Here is a 21,524-nt window from a genome sequence, read left to right on the forward strand (position 1 = left end):
CTTCAATTAGTTGAACTTGGCTTTAGTTTCTCTTTGTAGCGCTGCTTATAATCGTAATGTGGTTTCGCTAGCCTTAAAAGGAAAGAGTCATGCGGCTTGTTTTATCAGTAATAGTTGCAACGGTTTTACTTAATTTGCTGGCCTGCAGTGCTGCAGGGGGCAAGCCCGATATGGCTCTCGAACAAGTTCAAGTCTACCAATCCGCTAAACCCTATGATGACAACTTGCGTCTGCGAGTTGATGGCCGTTTTATTGTAAATGGCAAAGGTGAAAAAGTACGTTTAAAAGGCGTGGCCTTTGGCAATGAGGTATGGGCTAATACTCGCATTCCAAGCCAACATCACAACGAGCAAGATTATATTCGCCTAAAAGAAATGGGCTTTAATAGCATTCGTTTCTACCTAAATTATCAAACCTTTGAGAGCGACAGTGCGCCCTATAAATACCACCAGTCGGGTTGGGATTGGTTAGATAAAAATGTGCAGTGGGCAGAAAAGCATGGCATTTATCTTGTGCTCAATATTCATGTTCCCCAAGGCGGTTTTCAATCTAATGGTGCGGGCGATGCCTTGTGGGATAAGCGTGAAAATCAGCTGCGACTAATTAGTCTGTGGCAAGCCATTGCCAAGCGTTACCAAGGCCACCCCAATGTAGCTGCCTTAGATTTACTTAACGAACCGGTCACTACACGCAGTAAACAGCAGTGGGAAGATCTTGCTAACGAGTTAGTAACGGCAATTCGACAAGTTAACCAGCAACAAATGATTTTTGTAGAGCGCTTGTTGGCTGTGAAAAACCAATGGCAAATCGATGAGCAGCAAAATTTCTTTAAACTAGACGACACCAACGTTGTCTACCAATATCACTTTTATGAACCAATGGCATTTAGCCATCAGCAAGCCTCATGGTTACGCCAATACCAAGTTCCGACCTCTTACCCTGATCCCGATAGGCTAAAAGTGATTGGTTCTCCCAGTTGGTATGGCGCCCAGTTTGATAACCCAATAATAAGTGCCGACAGCGACTGGCAGTTTGTAGAAGGAAAGAAACTACAGCACCAAGACCCAAAAGTTGATTTGATTTATCCAGCCCTAGTGTCGGCAAATAATGCTGGTGATAGCTGGTTTAAGCAGGTGGTGATTAATGAATATGCACCAGATGGTAAGCAACTTCTGCGTGAAGTGAAAATAGACTTAAGCAAACAAGCCGATTGGTACTTGTGGTCGGCTAATCAGCGTGGTCGTTCGCAACACCTTCGCCAGGGAGGTGAAGATATATTGCAGATTAGCGCGACAACCAGCGATGCTAATAATGGCAGCTCGCAACAGTTTGTTGTGCCTAAAGTTGGTCATTTCTATCAAATCTCTGGTTGGGTGAAAACCCGTGGAACCGGCGCTGCTAGCCGTGTGCAGTTGCGTTTAGATTTTCAAAATGGGCTTAAAGATATTGTTGCTTGGGACAAACAACTCATTGAGAAAATGATTGAGCCCATGGAGCGATGGGGCGAGCAGCACCAAGTACCGCTTTATCTTGGTGAGTTTGGCTGCATTCACGGTTGTTTTGAACAGCAACGCGGTGGCTTGCAATGGGTGAGTGACGTGTTAGACGTTGTTGATCAGTACCAAACCCATTTTAACTTTCATAGCTACCATGAAGACGCCTTTGCTCTGTATTACGGCTATGGCAGCTTGCCAACCGAGAGCAATGCCAATCAGCCGTTAATTCAACTGTTTAAGCAGCGGTTGAATGAGCCTTAATTAAGCTAGGTCAATAAATAAACAAATTTGTCAGTGTTGTGACTTGATTTGAGAAGTAATCAACTACACTAAAAAGTAGATTGTCAGTTATTACTTTCTTTTGAGATTAAGGAAATAGCATGCGAACTGTTTGTTTGATCATGCTAACACTCTGTTGTGGTTATTTGAGTGCTGAGCCTAGTTTACGTATCTCTACGATTGAAACTATCGCTGCTTTTCCGGAGGTGCGCGATACGGTAAGCGCTGCCTATGCAGAACTTGGTTATCAGGTGGACATCGTGCCTATGCCAGCCAAACGCTCCTTACATCACGCCAGAGACAATCATGACATTGATGCCGAGTTGGCCAGAACCCGTTATGCCAGCAGTTACTTACCTAATCATATTTTAATTCCGGTGCCGGTAGGTCATATCACCATTGCTGCCTTTGTTAAAAAAGATAAGGCAGTAGTGACCGATTGGCAAAGCCTGCAGCAATACAGAGTAGCAGGGGTGCGGGGGCATTTGTTTCTAGAAGAAAAGATGCGTAAGCACAACGGTACTCAGTTTTTTAATACCGCCCATCAAGCGCTCACTATGCTGGGCCGAGAGCGCGTTGATGTAGTTATATTGCCCCTGTCACTTGGCGAATACGTCATAAAAAAGTATTGGCATAAACAAATCACGGTGGTGAGTCCTGCGCTCGACCAAGTACCGCTTTATCATTTTCTGCACAACAAACACCAAGACAAAGCGGAACATTTAGCCGAAGTCTTGCGAAAATTTACTACCGAGCCTTTGGCGCAGTACTAAAAATACCGCTAAAACAAGCACCGAACTATTTGATTAATCGTTTATTTTATTCTTATAAACGCTACCATTTGAGCAATAGCTAGGTACTTATTGCGCAGTTAGTCTCTGTTTTTATTAAGATGAACAAAATGTAATGTTGTGGCCACCTTGCGGTAAGGGCGGTTCTAGTAATCTGCACATGTCGATTACACAACGAGGATTAGCCAAATGAAACTTCCAATTAAATTATCGAAAAAAATCTGTGTTGCTGCTGCGGTTGCATTAACGTCTTCAGCGGTGATGGCCGATGATGATGCGCTTTCTGCTTTAGCAATCAAAAAAGCCGGTTTTAGCTTAGAGCAAGCAATTGAAAAAGTGCACAACACTTATCCAGGACAAATTACCGAGCTAGAGTTAGACGATTACCGCGGCCAAGCTGTTTATGAAGTAGATGTAGTAAACCTTGCTCAAGAGCAAAAGCATAAACTCAAGCTAAGCTTAGCCGACGGCGAAATGCTTAAAAACGAAAGCAGTAAGCTAAGCATATTGGGTGTAAGCAAACTAGATGAAGACGAGCGTATCGCGCTTGAGCAGCTAGCAGAGTCTGAGCTGTCCTTGCAACAAACAGTGGCCATGCTGAACAGCAAATACCAAGCGCAGGTTATTGAGTTTGAATTAGAGAATGAAAAAGGCATTACCTTTTACAAATTCAAACTACTGGGTGAGCAAGGCAAGCAGCGAGTGATTGTTGATGTGGCAAGTGGTGAAACCATTCCGGTTTTAAAACATTAAGCGCAAAAATAGAGGCAGCCAATGTGTTGCCTCTTGGCATTTTTAAGGTAAGTAATGTGCGAATACTAATCGTAGAAGATGATCTCACTACTCAGCAGTTTTTGCAGCGTGCGCTTAGTGAGCAGGGCTATCAAGTAGATGCGGCCAGTGATGGGCAAGAGGGTTTATTTCTGGCTTTAGAGCAGGACTACCAGCTAATTGTTTTAGACCGCATGCTGCCTAAACTTGATGGTTTAACGGTGTTGTCTACTTTGCGTAATGCTAACAAGCACTTACCCGTGCTAATACTTAGTGCCTTAGACAGCGTAGATGAGCGAGTCAAAGGCTTGCGAGAGGGCGGCGATGATTACTTAGTTAAGCCTTTTGCTCTAGCTGAGTTGTTGGTGCGTATCGAGATTTTGCTGCAGCGTCAACGTGGTCAAACAGAGCCAAGTTTAAATAAGCTACAAGTTGCTGACTTGAGCATGGACCTATTAGCAAGGCGGGTATGGCGAGGGCAGCAAGAAATCCAGCTACAGCCAAAAGAGTTTAAGTTATTGCGCTATTTAATGGAGCACGCTGGCCAGGTTGTTACCCGCACCTTGTTGTTTGAAGCGGTGTGGAATTACGATTTTGATCCACAAACCAATGTTATTGATGTGCATGTGGCACGTTTACGAAAAAAGGTAGAGCTGGATGGCCATAGCCCCTTACTTGAAACCGTGCGTGGCGTGGGTTACCGCATGGTGGAAAAGTAAACGTCAAACTGGCTATATGTGGCGGTTAACCCGCACTAGCTCAATTTGGCGATTAACTCGAATGTATACCGCACTGCTGATGCTAGTAGTGGGGATTTTGTTGTGGGTACTGTATCAACTAAGCATTGGCCAGCTAAGTCGGAGTCAAGATCAGCAACTGGCCCAGTTGATTCAACAACAAAGCTTGTTAGCTAAAGAGTTAAACTCGCAAGACTTTATCAGCCAATTTTTATTGCAGGCTGAGCAATCTCGCCAATTTGTATTGGCCTTTGACAATGGCCAAACAACCTATGGGCGCTTAGATGCTATTCCCAAACGCTTGGCTCAGTGCCCGGCATTAAAACGTTTCCCCGTCTACAACTACAACAAAATTCGTCTTTATTCTGGCTGCGTGCAAACTCTGGAAGGTGGTCGGCTGATGGTGGCCAGCGACGACGAAGCGCTGTTTGATTTACGTGAACACTTTATCCAGGCCAGTATTGTTGCATTAAGTTTGGCCTTGGTTCTAGGTATTGTGACGGGGTGGTTTTTCTCGGCGCAAGTATTGCGACGGGTAAACAGTATTAATCGTATTGTTCAACAAGTGGAAGCGGGTGAGTTAAGTGCTCGAGTAGCGTTGAGTCCGCGTAACGATGAGTTTGATCACATGGCAACACACATCAATAAAATGTTGGCGCAGGTCGAGCATTCATTTGATGCCATTGCCGGGGTAACCGATGCCATTGCGCATGATTTACGCACCCCTTTGGGCCGTTTGCGTTTGCGGCTAGAGCAAGCGTTACTCGATAGCGAACAGCAAGCAGTAAGTCCTGAACAATTTGGGAGTATGCTGCAAGAACTGGATGGTATATTGACGACGTTTAGCTCGATGCTGGAGCTTACCCGTTTAGAACATCAGCAGCAATCTAGCTTTAGTGAAGTAGAGTTGGAGCAGATTGCTGAAGATGCCGTGGAGCTGATTCAGCCCTTATGCGCCGAGCGCCAGCAAACTGTTTCGTTACATGTGGAGCAAGCGTGTTATTTAAAAGGCGATGCCACTTTATTGTTTCGGGCGGTTTATAACTTACTAGAAAACGCCAGCAAATATGCCGGTGAGAAAGCGCAAATTCAATTAAGCGTTAAGGCTAATGGCTTTGCCATGAGCGACAATGGCCCTGGTATTCCAGAGGCTGAATTAGACAAAGTATTTCAGCGTTTATATCGCTTAGAAAGTAGCCGCAATAGCCCTGGTTACGGTCTGGGTTTGCCACTAGTGAGAGCGATTGTTCGTTTGCATGGAGGCGAGATTAAACTGCAGAACCAACAGCCAGGCTTACATGTTGTTGTGAAGCTAACTTAAGCCGCTAGAAATAAAAAAGCCAGCCTTGCAAGCAAAGCTGGCTTTTAGGTCTTATCAATTCTTTCCAGATACCGCAGAGAAGGCCTATGTTACCGAGAGCAACTTATGAGTGTACTTTTACCTTTTTAAGCTTGTTAGCTTTTCGAGCAAAGTAGTTTACGTAATAAGTAAAATAAAACTGTTCCATAGTATTCCCACCATCCAATGTTAATCACTGATGTGTCAGGCAAACGGCCTAATCACACGCACAACCGGCCTAAACCAAGGTTGCAAGGTGCGAGCAAATTGCTCTACACCTCCAACTTAGCACTGCACAAATTTGTTTACTTAATGAGCAGATAGAATTGTGACAAATATTGATAGCTTGTTGTTTTTGTGTATCTAAGATGTGAGCCAATCGAAGTTATGAAAACTGTTTTTGTTATTGTCGATTAAGGTAATGATTTAACGAATGTTTAGCTCTGCATAATAAATGTCAGTTTATCAAAGTAGCTTTTCGACCTTGTTGAGAGAAGGAGTCGCTTTGGCTTTTTGCATATGGAGTATGGCTAGCGCTAAGCTACTAAAGGTAATCGCCAGTATCCATAGATGAGCAAAGTGGCCTTGAATCTCGCTAAAGCTGGCGCCCATTTGGTTGAGTTTTAACATCGCTAATACCATTGGTTTAGCAGGTACTAGATCGGCAATAATGTTAATTGCAGGTGGAATAGAGCTAAGCGGCCAGATAAAACCACATACAAATACTGTTGGTAGCGAGGTCATTAAACCAACTATGGTGGCGTAGTCTCGCTTAGGTAGCATCGCCGCAATACATTGAGCTAAGCCTGCAGTAGCGATTAAAAAAGGCAATAGCAGCTGGCAGATATGGGCAATGTTCGCCCAGTGATGTACCCCGTAAAAATTTAATACTACACCGAAATAAAAGCTGCTCATCAAACTATAGATCAAGCTAAATAGTAAGCTGCGAACCAGCACTAATTGCCAAGGGCTGGCTCGCCTTAATAATGTTGATTGTGAGGTAGAGGCTGGCGCAGCATGTAGCCCAACTGCGATGAGTAGCGTTTGGTGCAAAATCACAATAAACACTGCAGGAATGACATAATCCAGATAGCCTTGGTGGGCATTAAAGGCTGCATTGGCATTTAGCTGAATGGGTGAATGTAAGGTGCTGGCTAGTGCTAGCGGGATGCCATCGGCTACCATCTTGACTACTTTCACTTGTGCCGCTAAGGTGCCAGAGGTACCGGCTAAGCCTTGCACTATGGTTCCATAAACCAAAAAGTAAGACGCATCCCCAGCATAGGATAAAGTGGGTGAGCGGCCCATTAATACATCTCGATAGAAATGCTCGGGAATCACCAATAATCCACCTACGTCACGCTCCACCAACTGTTGCTGAGCTTCTTCAATGCTAGCAACTTGGCTGGTCACTTTTAGCAAAGGGCTGGCGTCTACCATACGAATTAACTGGCGACTTAGTTGGCTGCCATCAGCATTAATTACTGCAATAGGTTGTTGTAATGGCGTTTGGTTTAAGTAGGGCTGAGGATACAAAAAAGCGTACAGCAGTAAACCGCCAAATACCGTGAGTATAAGTGCCCGATTACTAAGAACTCTGCGCAGTTCTATACGCAATAACAAGCAAGTGTTCATGTGTTTAGCTCCACGTTGTGTGGATTACTAAAGCGTATTTTCACCAGCCACGCTGCGCTGATAAAGGCGATGCCAAATAGTAATAAAGCCGATAAGTTAGGTAATGATTGTAAAGCGCTAGCGCCGTAGTTGGCTTGGGCTATTTGCACTTCAATATAATGGGTTATTGGAATAAGTTGCCGCCAAAATTGGGCGAACCAAGGCATGTCGCTGACCGGAAACGTTACCCCCATAAACGCAAAGCTAGGAGCAGTAAGAGCGCCTGCAAAACTAAGTGCCCGTGCTACATCTTCAAACAGCAGCATAAAAATTAAGGCGATGGCTTGAGAAGCAACCACACACAACAGTAAGGCCAGTAGTAATACACTCCAAGAGCCTCGCATTGGCCAGTCAAAACCGTGGAACATTAAGGTGCACAGTAATATGCCTTGCAGCCACAACAAAGCGCCAAAAAAGCTAAGCTTTATGGTTAGCTTTTGCCAAGCTTGCTTGGCTAGCCAGCTCTTAAAGCTATTGTTTTTTAGCTCTGAACCCAACGCCAAAATCATCACCGTCATAATCAAAATTTGCCAAAATGCAGGTAATGCTGCCGATACAATAAATTGGGCATAGTTGCTATTGCCGTTATATAGGGCGCTGATTTGATTGCGAATAGGCACAGCACTACCCAATGCTTGTAAAGTTTGGGTATTGCCGTGGCTTAGCGCTTTTGCCACAGCAACTTTGGCGCTAAAAGTACCGTGAGCTTGTTGCAAAGCAGAGTTAATTTGTTTGCCAATTACCATGAACTGGCTGTTGTAATAAGCCGCAACGCTAGGTGTTTGTGCCAGCTTGGTATGCTTTTCCATATCGGCTGGAATTATTACTAAAGCCGATACTTCCCCGGTGCGTAACATAGAACGGGCTTGTGGTTCTCCGTAAACACTGTGTACTTTTAGTGTTGGGCTAGCATCATAGTGATTAATTAGGCTGCGCGATAACTGGCTATGATCGTGGTCAACCACGGCAATCGGTAGCTCACGGGTTAAACCTGAAGAAAAGACCCACCAAACGGCCAAAAAGGCGAACAATGGCAACCAGGTGAGCATGGCCATTAGCCAGCGATTGTCACGCAGCAAAAGCCACTGTTGTTGATACAGTTGTCTTAGACTAAGCAGCGGTTCGCTGGTGGCATTCATCTTAAGGTTGCTCTAGCTCAACAATGGCGCTCATGCCTACACGTAATTGCTCTATCTGCTGCAAGGGTCGGGCTTCTACTTCAAAGGTACGTAAATCAAAGCCTGTTCGGCTATCGGTGGCGCGCCACGTGGCAAAATCGCCCATTACTGCCACATGGGCTACTTCAAACTTGTAACTTTGATTATCTAGGGCCGGTAGCATGGCACTAAACTGTTGACCCTTTTGAAATTGGCTAAGTTGATCTTCGCGAACGTGCAATACCAACCAAGCATCTTGCATATCAATAATAGATACCACCGGGAAGCCGGTTGGCGCTAACTCGCCACTTTGCAGCAGCAGTTGGCTTACCTCGCCAGAGTGCCAGCTTGTCACTAAGGTGTCACTGGTGAAGGCTTCTACCTCTGCTACTACGCCTGCTGCTGCGCGGGCTTGTTCTAAGGCTGCGCGCTTAGTTTCGTCACGGGCACCTTCTTTGGCTAATTGATACATCTGCGAGGCGGCATTTTCGGTATAACGCGCTGCTTGCCATTGGGTGTAAGCTTCGTCGCGTTTTTGCTCGGCAACTACGCCATCTTTATATAGGTTATCAACCCGTTGGTAGGTTTTTTCTGCCAAGTTAGCGGCCGCTAAGGCTTTTTGCCATTGGTCTTTAGCAGCGGCTATTTCTTGTGCTCTAGCGCCGTTTTCAGCTTGTTCTGCCATGGCTGATGCTGCTTGTTGGCCGGCTTTGGCTTGCTCTAATTTGGCATCTAATTCAGGACTAGTGATGGAAAAGATTAGTTGCCCAGGCTCTACTTGGTCGCCTTTTCTCACTAATACTTGGTCGATCCGCCCAGCTACTTTGGATGAAATATTGTACTGCTGAGCTTCAATCTGGCCTTGCAGCGTATAGGGCTGCGGCTGGTAAGCCTGCCAAAACGAATAAGCAACCCAAGCAATAATCGCCACCAAGGGCACAATGGGTAACACCGCGGAAAATTTACGCATAATAGACCCTAGTTAAATCGATAATATTGAGAAAAATTGGCCATTTCACCACTTAAGGCAGTGAGTTTAGCCAATGCAATTACATGGCTATAAGCGGCAGATTGACGCTGAGTTTTCACGCTTGCTTGGTACATCTCGGCATCCACAACGTCGAGAGATGTCGCTAAACCTTGGCTAAAGGCTTTTAGTCGAATACGTAAGTTTTCTTTTGCTAGCGCCAAGGTGGATTCTAGTCCTTGGTATTCTTCTAATGCTAACTCGGCTTCGCGATAGGTTTTTTCTACCAGCAAGCCAAGGTCGCGTTCTGCTTGGGCACGAATATAAGAAATCTGCAGCACGGTGCTGTTGGCGGCATTTACTTTGCCGGAGCGGCCAGAGTTATCAATAATTGGCACCGACACACCAACACCCACCATCCAGTCGGGCGCGTATTTAGCGGCTAAGCTGTCGCCTTTGTAGATGTCATAGTTACCAAACATGTATACCTCTGGCATGTAACCGCCTTTGGCTATGGTCACCATCTTTTTAGCTTGTTCTGATTTACTGTCCAATATCGCTAAACCCGGATAACTGTTTAGGGTTTGCGACATATAGCTTTCTAGCTCGGGGATGTCTGCTTGAGTGAATAAGCGAGTACTGGGTTGGATAGCCTGTTGGGCATGCAGTAATTCTTTTAAGGCTAACTGGGCAATTTCATAATTTCGCAGGGCTTTTCTGGTATCAACTTTGGCCTTATCGTAAGAGGCATCCGCTTGCAATCGTTCTACAAAGGCGATTTGTCCTTGCTGCTCTAGCTTTACCGCATTACGTTGATGTTTCTTAAGCCCGTCTTCCACCTCTTTATAAGTTTCTGCCACTTGTGCAGCCAGCACCACCCCAAAGTAAACTTTGGCGAGGTCTTCAAATTTAGCTTGCTGTTGCATGGCGAGTACTTTTCCAGCCTCAATATTTTGCTCACGCGCGATATCGATGGCGGCGCCGCGACGGCCACCAGTATACAGCGGCCAAATTGCCCGAATGGAGCTTGTGGTAATGTCTTGCTCAGTGAAGTTAGTTACCGTTGGTAAGTTTAAAAGTGGCGCTAAAATCTGTCCTAGCGCGGGGTCCAAACCACTTAAATCGAGTGATGCCAAAGGCTCTAAGTCTTTTAAATCAAGTGAAACGGGTTTTTCTAAACGGGTGTAATTACCGGTTAAATCTACTTTGGGGAAGTAGAGATCTTTTGCCGCGTCGCGCAGCGCTTCGCTGCGGGCTACGTTTTCCTTGTTGGCCGCGAGGCTTTGGTTTTTCTCTAGCACATCTTGCCATGCTTGCTCGAAGCTAATGGCATTAGCATTTACTGGCAGCAATAGGCTAACTATGCAGCCAAGGCTAGCTACGTTTAAACCCCAAAAGTGTCTTATCACTTTAACACAGTCCTTATGATATTAGAGTAAATACTCTACAGTATGCTAGGTGCATTATACAAGTGCTTTGCAGCGAGCATTTTTGCTATTTGTTAAGCCTAGGACAGATTACTGTAAGATGTTTTATTTCGTAGTAATTACTTGGCGAAACAAGCTGTTGAAGCTGGTGCCCACCATTTTCCCAACGGTGCTATTCGCCAATTGTGCGGTGCTTTGCAAGTTGCATATAAAAGCTAGATGATTTTGCTGTTGTATCCGATGAAGTACCCAGCGTAGCCCAGCGAACCCAAGACGCTACGGTGGAAATTCAAAGCTTGATTGAAGATCTACAACCGGGGACTAAGCAGCTAACGGGCTTAACTGAACAAACTGTGTAACAGGCCGAAACTAGTGAGCGTTTAATGGGTGAATAGGCCAAGACCTTAATGTTATTTCGCAATCGGCGCATGCAATCTTAGGTGATTAAACAAGTCAATGCTTCGTCAGTGCCAGCGGTTGAACAATAGAGTGAAGTAGCTGCGGGGTTAGCGTCAACCTTAAAAGGCTATCGCACCAAAGGTGGTAGCAGGATGGTAAGTAGCTAAGTTTGGCAATACTTAAAATAGCTTATTGATGATCAAGTGACTTATATCATAGTTTCTTTTATAACAATGGCTTAACTTTATTTTCAACTGGTGCTACGAGCACCAGTTTTGGATTGGTTCAGTAAAAGATATAAAAGGAACATAATGGAATACTTTATTGGGGCGTTAAAAAAATACGCAGATTTTTCAGGACGAGCTCGTAGAAAAGAGTACTGGATGTTCATCTTGTTCTACTTCATTTTTGGCATAGCAGCGAACATTATCGATGCCATTATTGGCTTGCCGTTGCTTTCGCTAGTGCTAACGCTAGGTCTAATTATCCCAAGTATTAGTATCGCCGCTAGGCGTTTACATGATACTGGTCGCAGCGGTTGGTGGCAGCTTATTGCGCTTATTCCGCTGATTGGTGCGATTATACTGTTGATTTTCTTGGCGTCAGATAGCCACGAAGACAACAACTATGGCGCTAATCCTAAAGGCGCTGGTGCAGTGGCTTAGGTTAAAAACAAATAGTTGGGCTAGTAAATTGGCCCAACTTCTTCTAGTTGAGTAAGGTAAACCCGCGTATCAAACTCAAGCTGATGGTAATTAGGCAGCATATGCTGGCACAGTTGGTAAAAGGCTTTGTTATGTTGTTTTTCTTTTAGATGAGCGAGTTCGTGTACCACGATCATGTTTAAAAACGGCTCAGGTACGTTTTGAAACAAGCTGCTCACTCTTATTTCATTTTTACTCTTTAATTTACTTCCCTGAACTCGCGATACATAAGTATGTAAACCTAAAGCATGGTTTACCACATGAATTTTCTTATCAAAAACTACCTTACTCAGCGGTGCCGATTTACGCATATATTGGTTTTTTAGTGACAAACAATAGTCGCGCAGGGCTTTATCATTATATATGTCATGCCTTGTAGGGTACTTATTTAATAGAAACTCGGCTAAACGCTGCTGTTTAAGCAGATCTTCAATTTTGCTGGTGAGTGCCTCGGGGTAAGCGGCTAAATATTTAAGCGTTGTCATTGTATTTTAAGGTAATGGCCAGATGCAGCAGTGTAAGATGAGAATAAAACAAGACATAGCCTTAGGCTATGCCTTGTTTGCTTAGTTTTTGTTTAATAGCGCCACGGCCACCACAACTAGGCCAATACCAGCAATTTGCAGTACACCAATACTGTCGCCCAGTATCCAAGCGGCCATTATTAAGGTAAAAACCGGGCCTGCACTGCCACTAATTGCAGTGCGTTGTGCGCCGATACGATGGATAGCCTCACTAAATAAAAATGAGGGAATTACCGTAGAAAACAGCGCCATATAAGCCGCATACCAATAAACCTGACCGGGATAGTTGAGCAGCGCGGTAAAGTCCCCGTGCAAGCTAAAGTGGATGAAAATAGCAATGCTGGCGGCAATCATTGCAATAAGAGTAAAGGCTTGGCTGCCGATCTTGGCAACAATGTTTTTGCTAAAGACCAAGTAAAAAGCAAAACTAAAGGCGCTAGCGATAACCAAGCTGGTTCCCCAGATAAGTTGTTGGGGATCAAGCTGTTGGCCGGTTTCACTCCACATCATTAACCCCACGCCTAACCAGCTAAGGGGCAGGGCAAGCACCACAATTAACTGCGGCTTTTGGCGGTAAACTAACCACGCGAGTAAAATGGTAAATCCAGGGTAGGCATACAATACCACGCGCTCAAGCGGTGCCGAGATGAATTGCAGGCCACTTAAATCTAAAAAGCTAGCTAGGTAATACCCTGCTATGCCAACCAGCGCAGCCGGCAGAATGTTACCTTTCAGTTTTTGATGTTCTAAGCGGCCTAACCTCCACCAATACAATGCTAACAATAGGTAAATCGGCAGGCTAAAAGCCATGCGCAGCGTCATTAGACTGGCGGGGTCGATACCAAACTGGTACGCCAGCTTGATCCAAATTCCCTTAAGAGAAAACAAAGCGGTGGCAACCAAGGCCAAACAGAGCCCTTTAGCTGCTTGAGAAAAGTGCGGAATGGAAGCGAAGATGTTGCTAGTTTTACTGATAGTCATGTCCTTGCGAGCCTTGTTTTAGGAGTTGGATAAGGCTACGAAGGGCAAATAAGGTCTGGCTGCACTTCGCAGCCAGTGAAAAAATATCTACATTTCACCGCTGCTAGAAATAAGCAGCAGCCACAGTTTAACCAAGCAAATACCTGCACTGAGTGCGAGTATGCGACTTAGCTGATTTGTGGTTAAAAATGCGGTCATATCATTTCCTTGATGATGAATTTTTAGCCTACGGTAATTGAGTTGAAGCCGCAAGCGATTAAGCAAAATAGACGCCTGTTAGATTCAATCTATGTGGCTGGTTTAGCCCAGAAGCAAACACGCTACTAGGGCTGTAGTTGTTCATCAGCTATTGGCGTCCACCTTGATTCGCGTTTGTAGCTGTTTAAAACCAACTTGCAACAGCAAGAAAGCTGCACAGAGAAGCAATACGTAAATGCTCTGCTGACCTAAGGCAACTAACAGCAAGCAACAAAGCAGCACGCCTACTATGGCGAGTACCTTAAAAAAACCACGCAATAAAATGGCGCCAGCTAGCATACTCAACAGATAAACCATGATGAAATTACCATTGGCATAACGGATTAACTCGTCCAGCGGTAATTCAAATAACCAGGCTGCAACACAGCTAAGCGCGCAAACTAAAACAATGGTGCTAAGTGCATGTTGTGGAATTTTATTTTTGGATAAACGCGCTAAGGGTTTTAGCCGTTGTCCTTCATCGGCCATGCTCCAGAGCAAGCGCGAAAAGCCTTGTATATAAATATTGATGCTAGCGTAACAAGCTAAATAGCCCACAATGGCGGCTAGCCACTTGGCTTTTTGACCAAAGATAATGGCAACTAAATGAGGCAGTGATTGGGTATTGGCAAGCTGGTCTCCGTAGCTGCCGTATTTAAGCACCACTACCGACGCCGCCCAGTATACGGCGCCTGCCAAAAACACACCCAATAATAAGGCAATGGGGAAATCTCGTTCTGGCCGACGAAACTCCTCGCCCATATGGGCAAAGGCTTCAATGCCTACAAAACACCAAAACATCACAGCTAATGCAGGGGCAATGCTAGGAACATCGAACTGTTCAGGAAGCTGATAATCGCCTGCTTGCACATCGCCCTGCCACCACAGTGCCGCTACAAGCAATACAATCGCAATCGCAATTAAACCTTGAATATTGCCTGAGAGTTTTGCGCCTCCCATGCCTAATAGCCACATGCTTAGCAGCGTACCAAGTTGAATGATTAAGGCGGTATTTGGCGTAATAGAAAACATCGCCTGCCAAAATCCGGTCGCCATCATTAGCGCAGCAGGCAAGCCAACTGGTAACACCGAAATGAATAATAAGGCCGTGAGTTTTTCGGCTCGAGGCCCTAAGGCTTTGGCTACAAAGTGAGCGGCCCCGCCGGCGTGAGGATAGCGCTTGCCTAATGCCGCAAAGGTAAAGGCAATTGGCAATACCAAGCTAATGAGTAATAGCCAGGCTATTAAAGAACTGTGTCCGGCAATGCTGGCGGCAATAGCAGGAACAACAAAGATGCCAGTGCCAAGCAAAGAGGTGGCAAGTAATGCGATACCTTGGCTGATGCCAAGTTGTTGATTTAAGCGGCTCATGAATGCTCACAGGATGAATAACAAAGCTAAAGCATAGCGCCAATCAACTCACTTGAAAGCTGTAAAAATAGCGGAAACTAACGCTAAATAGTCGGTGTTTGCCGTTAATTTAACGGTGAGCCCAACTTAGACTCTAGCTGCTCTAAAAGCTCTGCGTAGCGGCCGCTTGTTTTGAGCTTTTGTAAACCTTGGTTAAATTGCTGCAAATAGTGTTGATTTTCCGAGTGTTTTTTAGAGAGCATAAGTCGAAAGTGGCGTTGCTCTACAAGAGTTTCGGAATAGGTAATTTGCTGGATCTCTGCTTCGCTCAAATGATTGGTCATGTAGTGCAAGGCAACGGTCTTGGTTAGCGCTATTGCATCGATGCGTTGATACAACAAGCGTTCAAATAGGCTTTGGTAATCTCCCACTTTATCTAAGGTAATCAGTTTGCTGCGCGCTGCTATTTCTAAGGTGGGGTAAGCGGCGAATAATGTTCCGCCTATTGTAATGCCTTCTAAGTCTTCTATTTTTTGCCAATGCACTGGTTTCGACTTCAAGGAAAACAAAACTTCATTACCACTTACGATGGGATCGCTAAACCAAAAATGTCGTTCGCGCTGCTCGGTTTTAATCCAGGCTAAGCTGCCGTGCCACTTAAAGCTTGCTGCGCCATAGCCACGTCGAGCATATTCATATGAGCGTTTCCATGGGTAGTAACCGTAATACGTTTTGATACCTTGTTGGGCAAAAGCTTCGCTAACAATTTGTGCGGCTATGCCGCCTTTTGCCAAGTCTATTGAAAGATAAGGTGGCCATTCACCACTGGTTAAATTGATGTTTTTAACAGCAAATGCTGGGTGCGAAAATGCGCTTAGCAAACTCACCAGTAAACAAAATATACCCAAATAACATTTACTTAACTTTCTTATCATTATCTTTTTAGTTTATTAACTTTTGTCTTTTTCAAGTGTAGTCGAGGGCTAAATAACGGTGCTTAATTTTCAAACCAACTACCTATTTTGAGTAGCTTTGTAAAAATTATTTCCGCGATTTCACAAAATCAAGATTGCCGGAGTACGTGAGTTTTAGCGTCACTTTATTACCCAAGTGTAATTATATTACAGATTTTGATGGTTAGATATTCAATATACCTCTTTAGGGTAGTTTAAAGTTGTTATTGATCTACATCATTCTTTTATTTTTGTTACATCTTATTATCCGCGCATTAATCTTATTTTGTCGCTGGAAAATCTATGAGCAAGCTGAAGCTAGTAGTTGTTGGTAACGGTATGGTGGGGCACCGTTATTTAGAAGATTTGGTCGAGAAGGCTGACTTAAGCCAATTCGACGTAACAGTTTTCTGTGAAGAGCCTCGAGTTGCCTACGATCGTGTTCACTTGTCTTCATATTTTTCTCATCACACCGCTGAAGAGCTGTCTCTTGTTAAACATGGCTTCTACGAAAAACACGGCATTGAGGTATTGCTTGGCGAGCGTGCTATCAATATCAACCGTGAGCAAAAAGTGGTGTATTCAAGCACTGGCCGTGAGATTGCTTACGACAAACTAGTAATGGCTACGGGTTCTTACCCTTGGGTTCCACCGATTAAAGGTAGCGAAAATAAAGACTGCTTTGTTTACCGTACCATTGAAGATTTAAAAGCCATTGAAGCATCTGCTAAAAAGAGTAAGAGCGGTGCCGTTGTAGGTGGAGGTCTATTAGGTTTAGAAGCGGCGGGTGCTTTAAAAGCACTGGGCGTTGAAACCCATGTGATTGAGTTTGCTCCAGTATTAATGGCCGAGCAGCTCGACCAGCAAGGTGGTTTATTACTGCGCAACAAAATTGAGCGCATGGGTGTGCAAGTGCACACCAGCAAAAACACCTTAGAAATCCAAGCGCAAGGTGAGCATGCTCGTAATACCATGCAATTTGCCGATGAAACCAAGCTAGAAGTTGATTTCATTGTGTTCTCTACCGGTATTCGTCCGCAAGATAAGCTAGCACGTCAATCAGAGCTTAGCATTGCACCTCGCGGCGGTATTGCGATTAACGATCAATGTTTAACTTCAGACGAAAACATCTACGCCATTGGTGAGTGTGCCTCTTGGAACGAGAGTTTCTTTGGTTTAGTGGCACCTGGTTACAAAATGGCGCAGGTAGCGGTAGATCACCTGTTAGGTAACAACAGTGCTTTCGAAGGCGCAGACATGAGTGCCAAGCTTAAGTTACTGGGAGTAAAGGTAGGCAGCATTGGTGATGCCAATGGTCGCACGCCAAACTGTAAGAGTTTTGTTTACCAAAACGATGAAGAGGGTGTGTATAAGCGCCTGATCGTTTCAGAAGACGGCAAAAAGCTATTAGGGGCAGTGTTAGTGGGCGATACCGCTGATTACGGCAACTTACTCCAGCTTAAACTTAACGACATTGATTTACCTGAGCATCCAGACACGCTTATCTTGCCTGCTCATGCGGGTGCAGAAAAACCTGCAATGGGTGCAGACTCTTTACCTGATTCAGCAGTTATTTGTTCTTGCTTCGATGTTACCAAAGGTAAGATAGCTGCAGCAGTGGCCGATGGCCAAACGACGATGGCCGAAATTAAAGCCTCTACTAATGCAGGCACTGGCTGTGGTGGTTGTTTACCGCTAATTGGCCAAGTGCTAAATGCAGAGTTGGCTAAAGCCGGCGTAGAAGTTAATAACCACCTTTGTGAACATTTTGAATACTCACGCCAAGAGTTGTTCCACCTAGTTCGAATTGAAGGCCATAAAAGCTTTGAACAGGTATTAAACAAACACGGTAAAGGTTACGGCTGTGAAGTATGTAAACCAGCCGTTGGCTCTATTTTAGCTTCTTGCTGGGGCGACCACGTATTGGCGCCAGAGTTAGTAAGCCTGCAAGATACCAATGATAACTTCCTTGGCAACATGCAAAAAGACGGCACCTATTCGGTGATTCCACGCATGGCGGGTGGCGAAGTTACCCCTAAAGCACTTGGCGTACTGGCTGAAGTAGCTGAAGAATATGCCCTTTATACCAAGGTGACTGGTGCCCAGCGCATTGGTTTGTTTGGTGCGCAAAAAGATGACCTTCCAAATATTTGGCGCAAGTTAATTGCTGCTGGTTACGAAACCGGCCAAGCCTACGGTAAAGCCTTACGCATGGCTAAAACCTGTGTGGGCAGCACTTGGTGTCGTTTTGGTGTGCAAGACAGTGTTGGTTTGGGCGTAATGCTAGAAAACCGCTACAAAGGCATTCGTACTCCTCACAAAATGAAGTTTGGTGTATCGGGCTGTACCCGCGAGTGTGCCGAAGCCCAAGGTAAAGATTTAGGCATTATCGCCACCGATGCGGGCTGGAATATGTACGTAGGCGGCAACGGCGGTATGAAGCCGCGCCACGGTGATTTACTGGCTGCAGACTTAGACCAAGAAACCCTGATTAAATACGTAGATCGTTTCATGATGTTCTACATTCGCACCGCCGACAAATTACAACGTACTTCGGTTTGGTTAGAGAACCTAGAAGGCGGTGTTGATTACCTGCGTGAAGTAGTTGTAAACGACAAGCTTGGCATTAACCAACAACTAGAAGCCGACGTGGCTAAATTGGTTGCGAGCTATAGCTGTGAGTGGAGCGACACTCTAAACGACGAAGCGCAACTTAAACGTTTTGCTCATTTCATTAATAGCGACCAACGTGATGAAAACGTAGTGTTTGTTAGCGAGCGCGAACAGCATCGCCCGGCTACTTTTGCCGAGAAACACCCACAGGCAAAAGGCGACATTCTACACGTTGAGTTGGAGGCATAATCATGAGTTTCGAAACCGTTTGTAAGTTAAACGATATTACCCCAGGTACCGGTATTTGCGCGCTAGTAAATGGCCAGCAAGTAGCCCTTTTTCGCCCACGTAACAATGAGCAAGTATTTGCCATTAATAACATGGACCCTTTTGCTAATTCGAACGTATTGTCGCGCGGATTGATTTGTGAGCATCAAGGTCAGCTTTGGGTAGCAAGCCCACTTAAAAAGCAACGTTTTAATCTTGAAACCGGCATCTGCCTAGAGAACCCAATGGTCTCGGTAGCGAGCTATAAGGTGCAGATTAAAGCCGACAGCGTTGCGGTGAGTGCATAACAGATTTTATTTTAGAAAATTAAGGAAGCATTATGTCTTACGTAAAACCCGCTGAATTCGTTCAAACCATGATCGATGCCGGTGAAAGCAAAGTATTTATGTCTACTCGCGATACCATTGTGCGCGGCATTATGGCCGGTGCAATTTTAGCGATTGCAGTAGCGGTAGCTATTACCGCAGCAGTGCAAACCGGTATGCCTATTGTGGGTGCTTTAGTATTCCCAGTTGGTTTTTGTATTTTGAACCTGATGGGTTTTGACCTACTAACTGGTGTATTTGCATTAGCGCCATTGTCGCTGTTTGAAAAACGCCAAGGTGTCACCGCCAAAGGTGTGCTTCGTAACTGGCTATTAGTGGGTTTAGGTAACCTTATTGGTGCGGTATCGGTAGCGTTTTTGGTTGCCTTAACCTTTACCATGAACTTTAGTGTTGAGCCTGGCGCAGTAGGCCAAGCCTTTGTTAAAGCTTCAACTGCCCGTACTCTAGGCTTTGCCGAGCATGGCTTAAACGGTTGGATTACGGTGTTTGTTAAAGGCATCTTGTGTAACTGGATGGTGTGTTTAGGTGTAGTAGGCGCTATGACCTCTAAAACCGTTGGTGGTAAAGTATTGGCGATGTGGTTCCCAATCTTCATCTTCTTTGGTTTGGTGTTTGAGCACGCCGTAGTAAACATGTACCTATTCCCATTAGGCATGATGTTAGGTGCCGAGTTCACTATCACCGATTGGTTAGTATGGAACCAAATTCCAGTTACTCTTGGTAACTTGGTTGGTGGCTTATTGGTAACTGGCTTAAGCCTTTACGTTACTCACGGTAAAACCTTGCCACAACGTAAAGCTGCTTAAGCACAATACACAGTAGTTTTACCTCAAAATGATAACCCCTTGCTGTTGCTAGGGGTTTTTTTGTATTTGAAGCTTATGAACTGATACTCTACGGTTTTGGCCCTAAGGCCCGCTACACTAAATATAATATTCGCTCTACCAAGTAATAAGGAAACAGACAATGCCCCACTCTTCATCTACCGCTATTAACGAGCTGGGTTTTGTTTCGCTGGTTGGTGCAGGGCCTGGTGATCCAGACTTGCTTACCGTGAAGGCGGTGAAGCGCATCCGCACGGCCGATGTCATTGTATTTGACCGTTTGGTGTCGCAAGAGATCCTCGATTTAGCTTCTCCTACCGCAGAGATGGTGTACGTTGGCAAAAAACTTGATCATCACTTTGTACCGCAAGATGAAATTAACCAAATTTTGGTAGACCAAGCCAAGTTAGGCAAACACGTGGTTAGGTTAAAGGGCGGTGACCCGTTTATTTTTGGCCGTGGCGGTGAAGAGTTGCAATCATTAGCAGCCGAAAACTTAGCTTTTGAAGTAGTGCCTGGCATTACTGCCGCGGTGGGTTGTACCGCTTATGCTGGTATTCCACTTACCCATCGCGACCATGCGCAAAGTGTGCAATTTATTACTGGCCATTTAAAACAACATGGTGAAGATATTGATTGGCCTTCCTTAGCGCATTCTAATCACACCTTGGTGTTTTATATGGGCCTTAAGCAGTGTCCAACCATTCAGGCAAATCTGATTAAAAATGGCTTAGCCGATACCACTCCTTGTGCCATTATTGAGCGTGGTGCCACGCCGCAGCAGCGCGTATTAACCTGCAGTTTAGCTGAACTACCAGACTTGGCGCAGCAAGCCGAAAGCCCGTCTTTAATTGTTGTTGGTAGCGTTACAGAGTTGCACAAAGAGCTGGCGTGGTTCGCGCCAGAGTCGGTTTAGCTTAATCCGTAAAAAGCTTGGTCATGTTAAATAGGGTGATTAAAGGGAAGTAAGTGCTTGGATAAGTTTGATCAAAAAATTGTCGCTATGTTAGTGGCCAATGCGCGTACTCCGGTGAGTCAAATTGCTCGACAGGTAAATCTTTCGCGATCGGCTACCGCCGAGCGCATCGCCAATTTAGAGAGCAGTGGGCAGATAAGTGGCTATCACGCTAGCTTGGGCACCCATAGCGAGCAAGCGCCGATTGCTGCGCATTTAGAGCTGCGTTACAAAGAGCACAATTGTGAAGCTTATGCAGAGATTATGCGCGGCATTCCGGAGATTAAACGCTGTCAGGCCATTTCAGGTGACGTTGATATGTTGCTGTACGTTGAAGTGGCTTCAATGGCTCGCCTAGAAGACATTCGTTTGCAGCTAGAGCAAATGGAAAAAATGGTAATGGTGCGTACGCACATGGTGTTAAGGGAAATGTTTAGCCGCTAAGGATAGCAATGCTACAAATAATAATTGGCTTTCAGTTAGACGAAGAGCGCCATTGGGTCGCTCGGTTAGCTTGTGGTCATTACCAGCATGTTCGTCACCAGCCGCCATGGCAAAACCGACCGTGGGTGCTTAATTACCAGGGGCGTTTTAGCATGCTTGGTAAAGAACTCTCCTGTGTTAAATGCCTAGAAAGTGCCCCCCGCGATTGGAATTAACAAATAATTCAAGCCTGTAGATCTATTCCCACTCACTAACCGTTTTAAGAGTAATTGTTAAAACTGGCGTAGA

General features: G+C 45.1%; 20 protein-coding genes and 1 pseudogene. 13 read left to right on the plus strand and 8 right to left on the minus strand.

The window, feature by feature from the left end; translation table 11 throughout:
- Positions 1–89: 89 nt before the first annotated feature.
- The 5 genes from K5620_RS00500 to K5620_RS00520 all read left to right on the plus strand — a co-directional run bounded on the left by K5620_RS00500 (position 90) and on the right by K5620_RS00520 (position 5,395).
- Positions 90–1,757, plus strand: coding sequence for a glycoside hydrolase family 5 protein (locus K5620_RS00500; RefSeq protein WP_016400007.1), 1,668 nt, complete (start codon positions 90–92; stop codon positions 1,755–1,757).
- Positions 1,758–1,876: 119 nt separating this feature from the next.
- Complete coding sequence (locus K5620_RS00505; protein WP_016400006.1) at positions 1,877–2,548, plus strand: substrate-binding periplasmic protein; 672 nt, start codon at positions 1,877–1,879, stop codon at positions 2,546–2,548.
- Positions 2,549–2,755: 207 nt separating this feature from the next.
- Complete coding sequence (locus K5620_RS00510; protein WP_016400005.1) at positions 2,756–3,319, plus strand: PepSY domain-containing protein; 564 nt, start codon at positions 2,756–2,758, stop codon at positions 3,317–3,319.
- Between the two features lie 56 nt (positions 3,320–3,375).
- On the plus strand, positions 3,376–4,056 hold the full coding sequence (locus K5620_RS00515; RefSeq protein ID WP_016400004.1) for a response regulator transcription factor: 681 nt from the start codon (positions 3,376–3,378) through the stop codon (positions 4,054–4,056).
- On the plus strand, positions 3,995–5,395 hold the full coding sequence (locus K5620_RS00520) for a sensor histidine kinase (RefSeq protein ID WP_040306616.1): 1,401 nt from the start codon (positions 3,995–3,997) through the stop codon (positions 5,393–5,395). The genes K5620_RS00515 and K5620_RS00520 overlap by 62 nt, the downstream gene beginning before the upstream one ends.
- Before the next feature lie 483 nt (positions 5,396–5,878).
- Here K5620_RS00520 and K5620_RS00525 read toward each other — a convergent pair whose 3' ends face one another.
- From K5620_RS00525 to K5620_RS00540, 4 genes are read right to left on the minus strand one after another with little or no spacing between them, the layout of a single operon-like run.
- Positions 5,879–7,048, minus strand: coding sequence for an ABC transporter permease (locus K5620_RS00525; protein ID WP_016400002.1), 1,170 nt, complete (start codon positions 7,046–7,048; stop codon positions 5,879–5,881).
- Positions 7,045–8,226: an ABC transporter permease gene (locus tag K5620_RS00530; protein ID WP_016400001.1), complete on the minus strand. Its 1,182-nt coding sequence runs from the start codon at positions 8,224–8,226 to the stop codon at positions 7,045–7,047. The genes K5620_RS00525 and K5620_RS00530 overlap by 4 nt, the downstream gene beginning before the upstream one ends.
- Before the next feature lies 1 nt (position 8,227).
- Complete coding sequence (locus K5620_RS00535) at positions 8,228–9,214, minus strand: HlyD family secretion protein (protein ID WP_016400000.1); 987 nt, start codon at positions 9,212–9,214, stop codon at positions 8,228–8,230.
- Between the two features lie 8 nt (positions 9,215–9,222).
- The gene (locus tag K5620_RS00540; protein WP_016399999.1) at positions 9,223–10,620 is read right to left on the minus strand and encodes a TolC family protein; all 1,398 of its coding nucleotides are present in this window, start codon (positions 10,618–10,620) and stop codon (positions 9,223–9,225) included.
- 242 nt (positions 10,621–10,862) lie between these two features.
- Here K5620_RS00540 and K5620_RS21860 point away from each other — a divergent pair.
- Both K5620_RS21860 and K5620_RS00545 read left to right on the plus strand, forming a co-directional pair.
- Positions 10,863–10,994 (plus strand): annotated as a pseudogene (locus K5620_RS21860) (methyl-accepting chemotaxis protein); the annotation flags it as partial.
- Between the two features lie 354 nt (positions 10,995–11,348).
- Complete coding sequence (locus tag K5620_RS00545; protein ID WP_040306614.1) at positions 11,349–11,702, plus strand: DUF805 domain-containing protein; 354 nt, start codon at positions 11,349–11,351, stop codon at positions 11,700–11,702.
- Between the two features lie 20 nt (positions 11,703–11,722).
- On the opposite strand, the gene K5620_RS00550 is transcribed toward K5620_RS00545, so the two are convergent.
- The 4 genes from K5620_RS00550 to K5620_RS00565 form a co-directional block, all read right to left on the minus strand.
- On the minus strand, positions 11,723–12,226 hold the full coding sequence (locus K5620_RS00550) for a M48 family metallopeptidase (RefSeq protein ID WP_016399997.1): 504 nt from the start codon (positions 12,224–12,226) through the stop codon (positions 11,723–11,725).
- 81 nt (positions 12,227–12,307) lie between these two features.
- Positions 12,308–13,246 (minus strand): DMT family transporter, encoded by a 939-nt coding sequence (locus tag K5620_RS00555; protein WP_016399996.1) that lies wholly within the window; start codon positions 13,244–13,246, stop codon positions 12,308–12,310.
- 342 nt (positions 13,247–13,588) lie between these two features.
- Positions 13,589–14,854 carry an L-methionine/branched-chain amino acid transporter gene (gene yjeH, locus K5620_RS00560; RefSeq protein WP_016399994.1) on the minus strand — a complete coding sequence of 422 codons (1,266 nt, stop codon included), beginning with the start codon at positions 14,852–14,854 and terminating at the stop codon, positions 13,589–13,591.
- 104 nt (positions 14,855–14,958) lie between these two features.
- Positions 14,959–15,741: a substrate-binding periplasmic protein gene (locus K5620_RS00565; RefSeq protein ID WP_040306612.1), complete on the minus strand. Its 783-nt coding sequence runs from the start codon at positions 15,739–15,741 to the stop codon at positions 14,959–14,961.
- A 348-nt stretch (positions 15,742–16,089) separates the two neighbouring features.
- On the opposite strand from K5620_RS00565, the gene nirB reads away from it, so the two are divergent.
- From nirB to K5620_RS00595, 6 genes are all read left to right on the plus strand, one after another.
- Positions 16,090–18,648 (plus strand): nitrite reductase large subunit NirB, encoded by a 2,559-nt coding sequence (nirB, locus tag K5620_RS00570; RefSeq protein WP_016399992.1) that lies wholly within the window; start codon positions 16,090–16,092, stop codon positions 18,646–18,648.
- A complete protein-coding gene (nirD, locus tag K5620_RS00575; protein ID WP_246612326.1) occupies positions 18,648–18,974 on the plus strand; it encodes a nitrite reductase small subunit NirD in 327 nt (108 codons plus the stop codon). Before nirB ends, nirD begins: the two co-directional genes overlap by 1 nt.
- Positions 18,975–19,006: 32 nt before the next feature.
- Positions 19,007–19,819 carry a formate/nitrite transporter family protein gene (locus tag K5620_RS00580; protein ID WP_016399990.1) on the plus strand — a complete coding sequence of 271 codons (813 nt, stop codon included), beginning with the start codon at positions 19,007–19,009 and terminating at the stop codon, positions 19,817–19,819.
- Positions 19,820–19,979: 160 nt separating this feature from the next.
- Positions 19,980–20,753, plus strand: coding sequence for a uroporphyrinogen-III C-methyltransferase (gene cobA / locus K5620_RS00585; protein ID WP_016399989.1), 774 nt, complete (start codon positions 19,980–19,982; stop codon positions 20,751–20,753).
- A gap of 57 nt (positions 20,754–20,810) precedes the next feature.
- Positions 20,811–21,236 carry an Lrp/AsnC family transcriptional regulator gene (locus K5620_RS00590; RefSeq protein WP_016399988.1) on the plus strand — a complete coding sequence of 142 codons (426 nt, stop codon included), beginning with the start codon at positions 20,811–20,813 and terminating at the stop codon, positions 21,234–21,236.
- 8 nt (positions 21,237–21,244) lie between these two features.
- Positions 21,245–21,451 carry a DUF3565 domain-containing protein gene (locus tag K5620_RS00595; RefSeq protein ID WP_040306610.1) on the plus strand — a complete coding sequence of 69 codons (207 nt, stop codon included), beginning with the start codon at positions 21,245–21,247 and terminating at the stop codon, positions 21,449–21,451.
- Positions 21,452–21,524 lie beyond the last annotated feature (73 nt).

The organism is Agarivorans albus, from assembly GCF_019670105.1.
In the GTDB taxonomy this organism is placed as follows: domain Bacteria; phylum Pseudomonadota; class Gammaproteobacteria; order Enterobacterales; family Celerinatantimonadaceae; genus Agarivorans; species Agarivorans albus.

Coding starts and splice junctions, on each gene's coding strand:
- K5620_RS00500 (WP_016400007.1), top strand. CDS start 90: ATGCGGCTTGTTTTATCAGTAATAGTTGCAACGGTTTTACTTAATTTG.
- K5620_RS00505 (WP_016400006.1), top strand. CDS start 1,877: ATGCGAACTGTTTGTTTGATCATGCTAACACTCTGTTGTGGTTATTTG.
- K5620_RS00510 (WP_016400005.1), top strand. CDS start 2,756: ATGAAACTTCCAATTAAATTATCGAAAAAAATCTGTGTTGCTGCTGCG.
- K5620_RS00520 (WP_040306616.1), top strand. CDS start 3,995: ATGGCCATAGCCCCTTACTTGAAACCGTGCGTGGCGTGGGTTACCGCA.
- K5620_RS00525 (WP_016400002.1), bottom strand. CDS start 7,048: ATGAACACTTGCTTGTTATTGCGTATAGAACTGCGCAGAGTTCTTAGT.
- K5620_RS00530 (WP_016400001.1), bottom strand. CDS start 8,226: ATGAATGCCACCAGCGAACCGCTGCTTAGTCTAAGACAACTGTATCAA.
- K5620_RS00535 (WP_016400000.1), bottom strand. CDS start 9,214: ATGCGTAAATTTTCCGCGGTGTTACCCATTGTGCCCTTGGTGGCGATT.
- K5620_RS00545 (WP_040306614.1), top strand. CDS start 11,349: ATGGAATACTTTATTGGGGCGTTAAAAAAATACGCAGATTTTTCAGGA.
- K5620_RS00550 (WP_016399997.1), bottom strand. CDS start 12,226: ATGACAACGCTTAAATATTTAGCCGCTTACCCCGAGGCACTCACCAGC.
- K5620_RS00555 (WP_016399996.1), bottom strand. CDS start 13,246: ATGACTATCAGTAAAACTAGCAACATCTTCGCTTCCATTCCGCACTTT.
- yjeH (WP_016399994.1), bottom strand. CDS start 14,854: ATGAGCCGCTTAAATCAACAACTTGGCATCAGCCAAGGTATCGCATTA.
- nirB (WP_016399992.1), top strand. CDS start 16,090: ATGAGCAAGCTGAAGCTAGTAGTTGTTGGTAACGGTATGGTGGGGCAC.
- K5620_RS00580 (WP_016399990.1), top strand. CDS start 19,007: ATGTCTTACGTAAAACCCGCTGAATTCGTTCAAACCATGATCGATGCC.
- cobA (WP_016399989.1), top strand. CDS start 19,980: ATGCCCCACTCTTCATCTACCGCTATTAACGAGCTGGGTTTTGTTTCG.
- K5620_RS00595 (WP_040306610.1), top strand. CDS start 21,245: ATGCTACAAATAATAATTGGCTTTCAGTTAGACGAAGAGCGCCATTGG.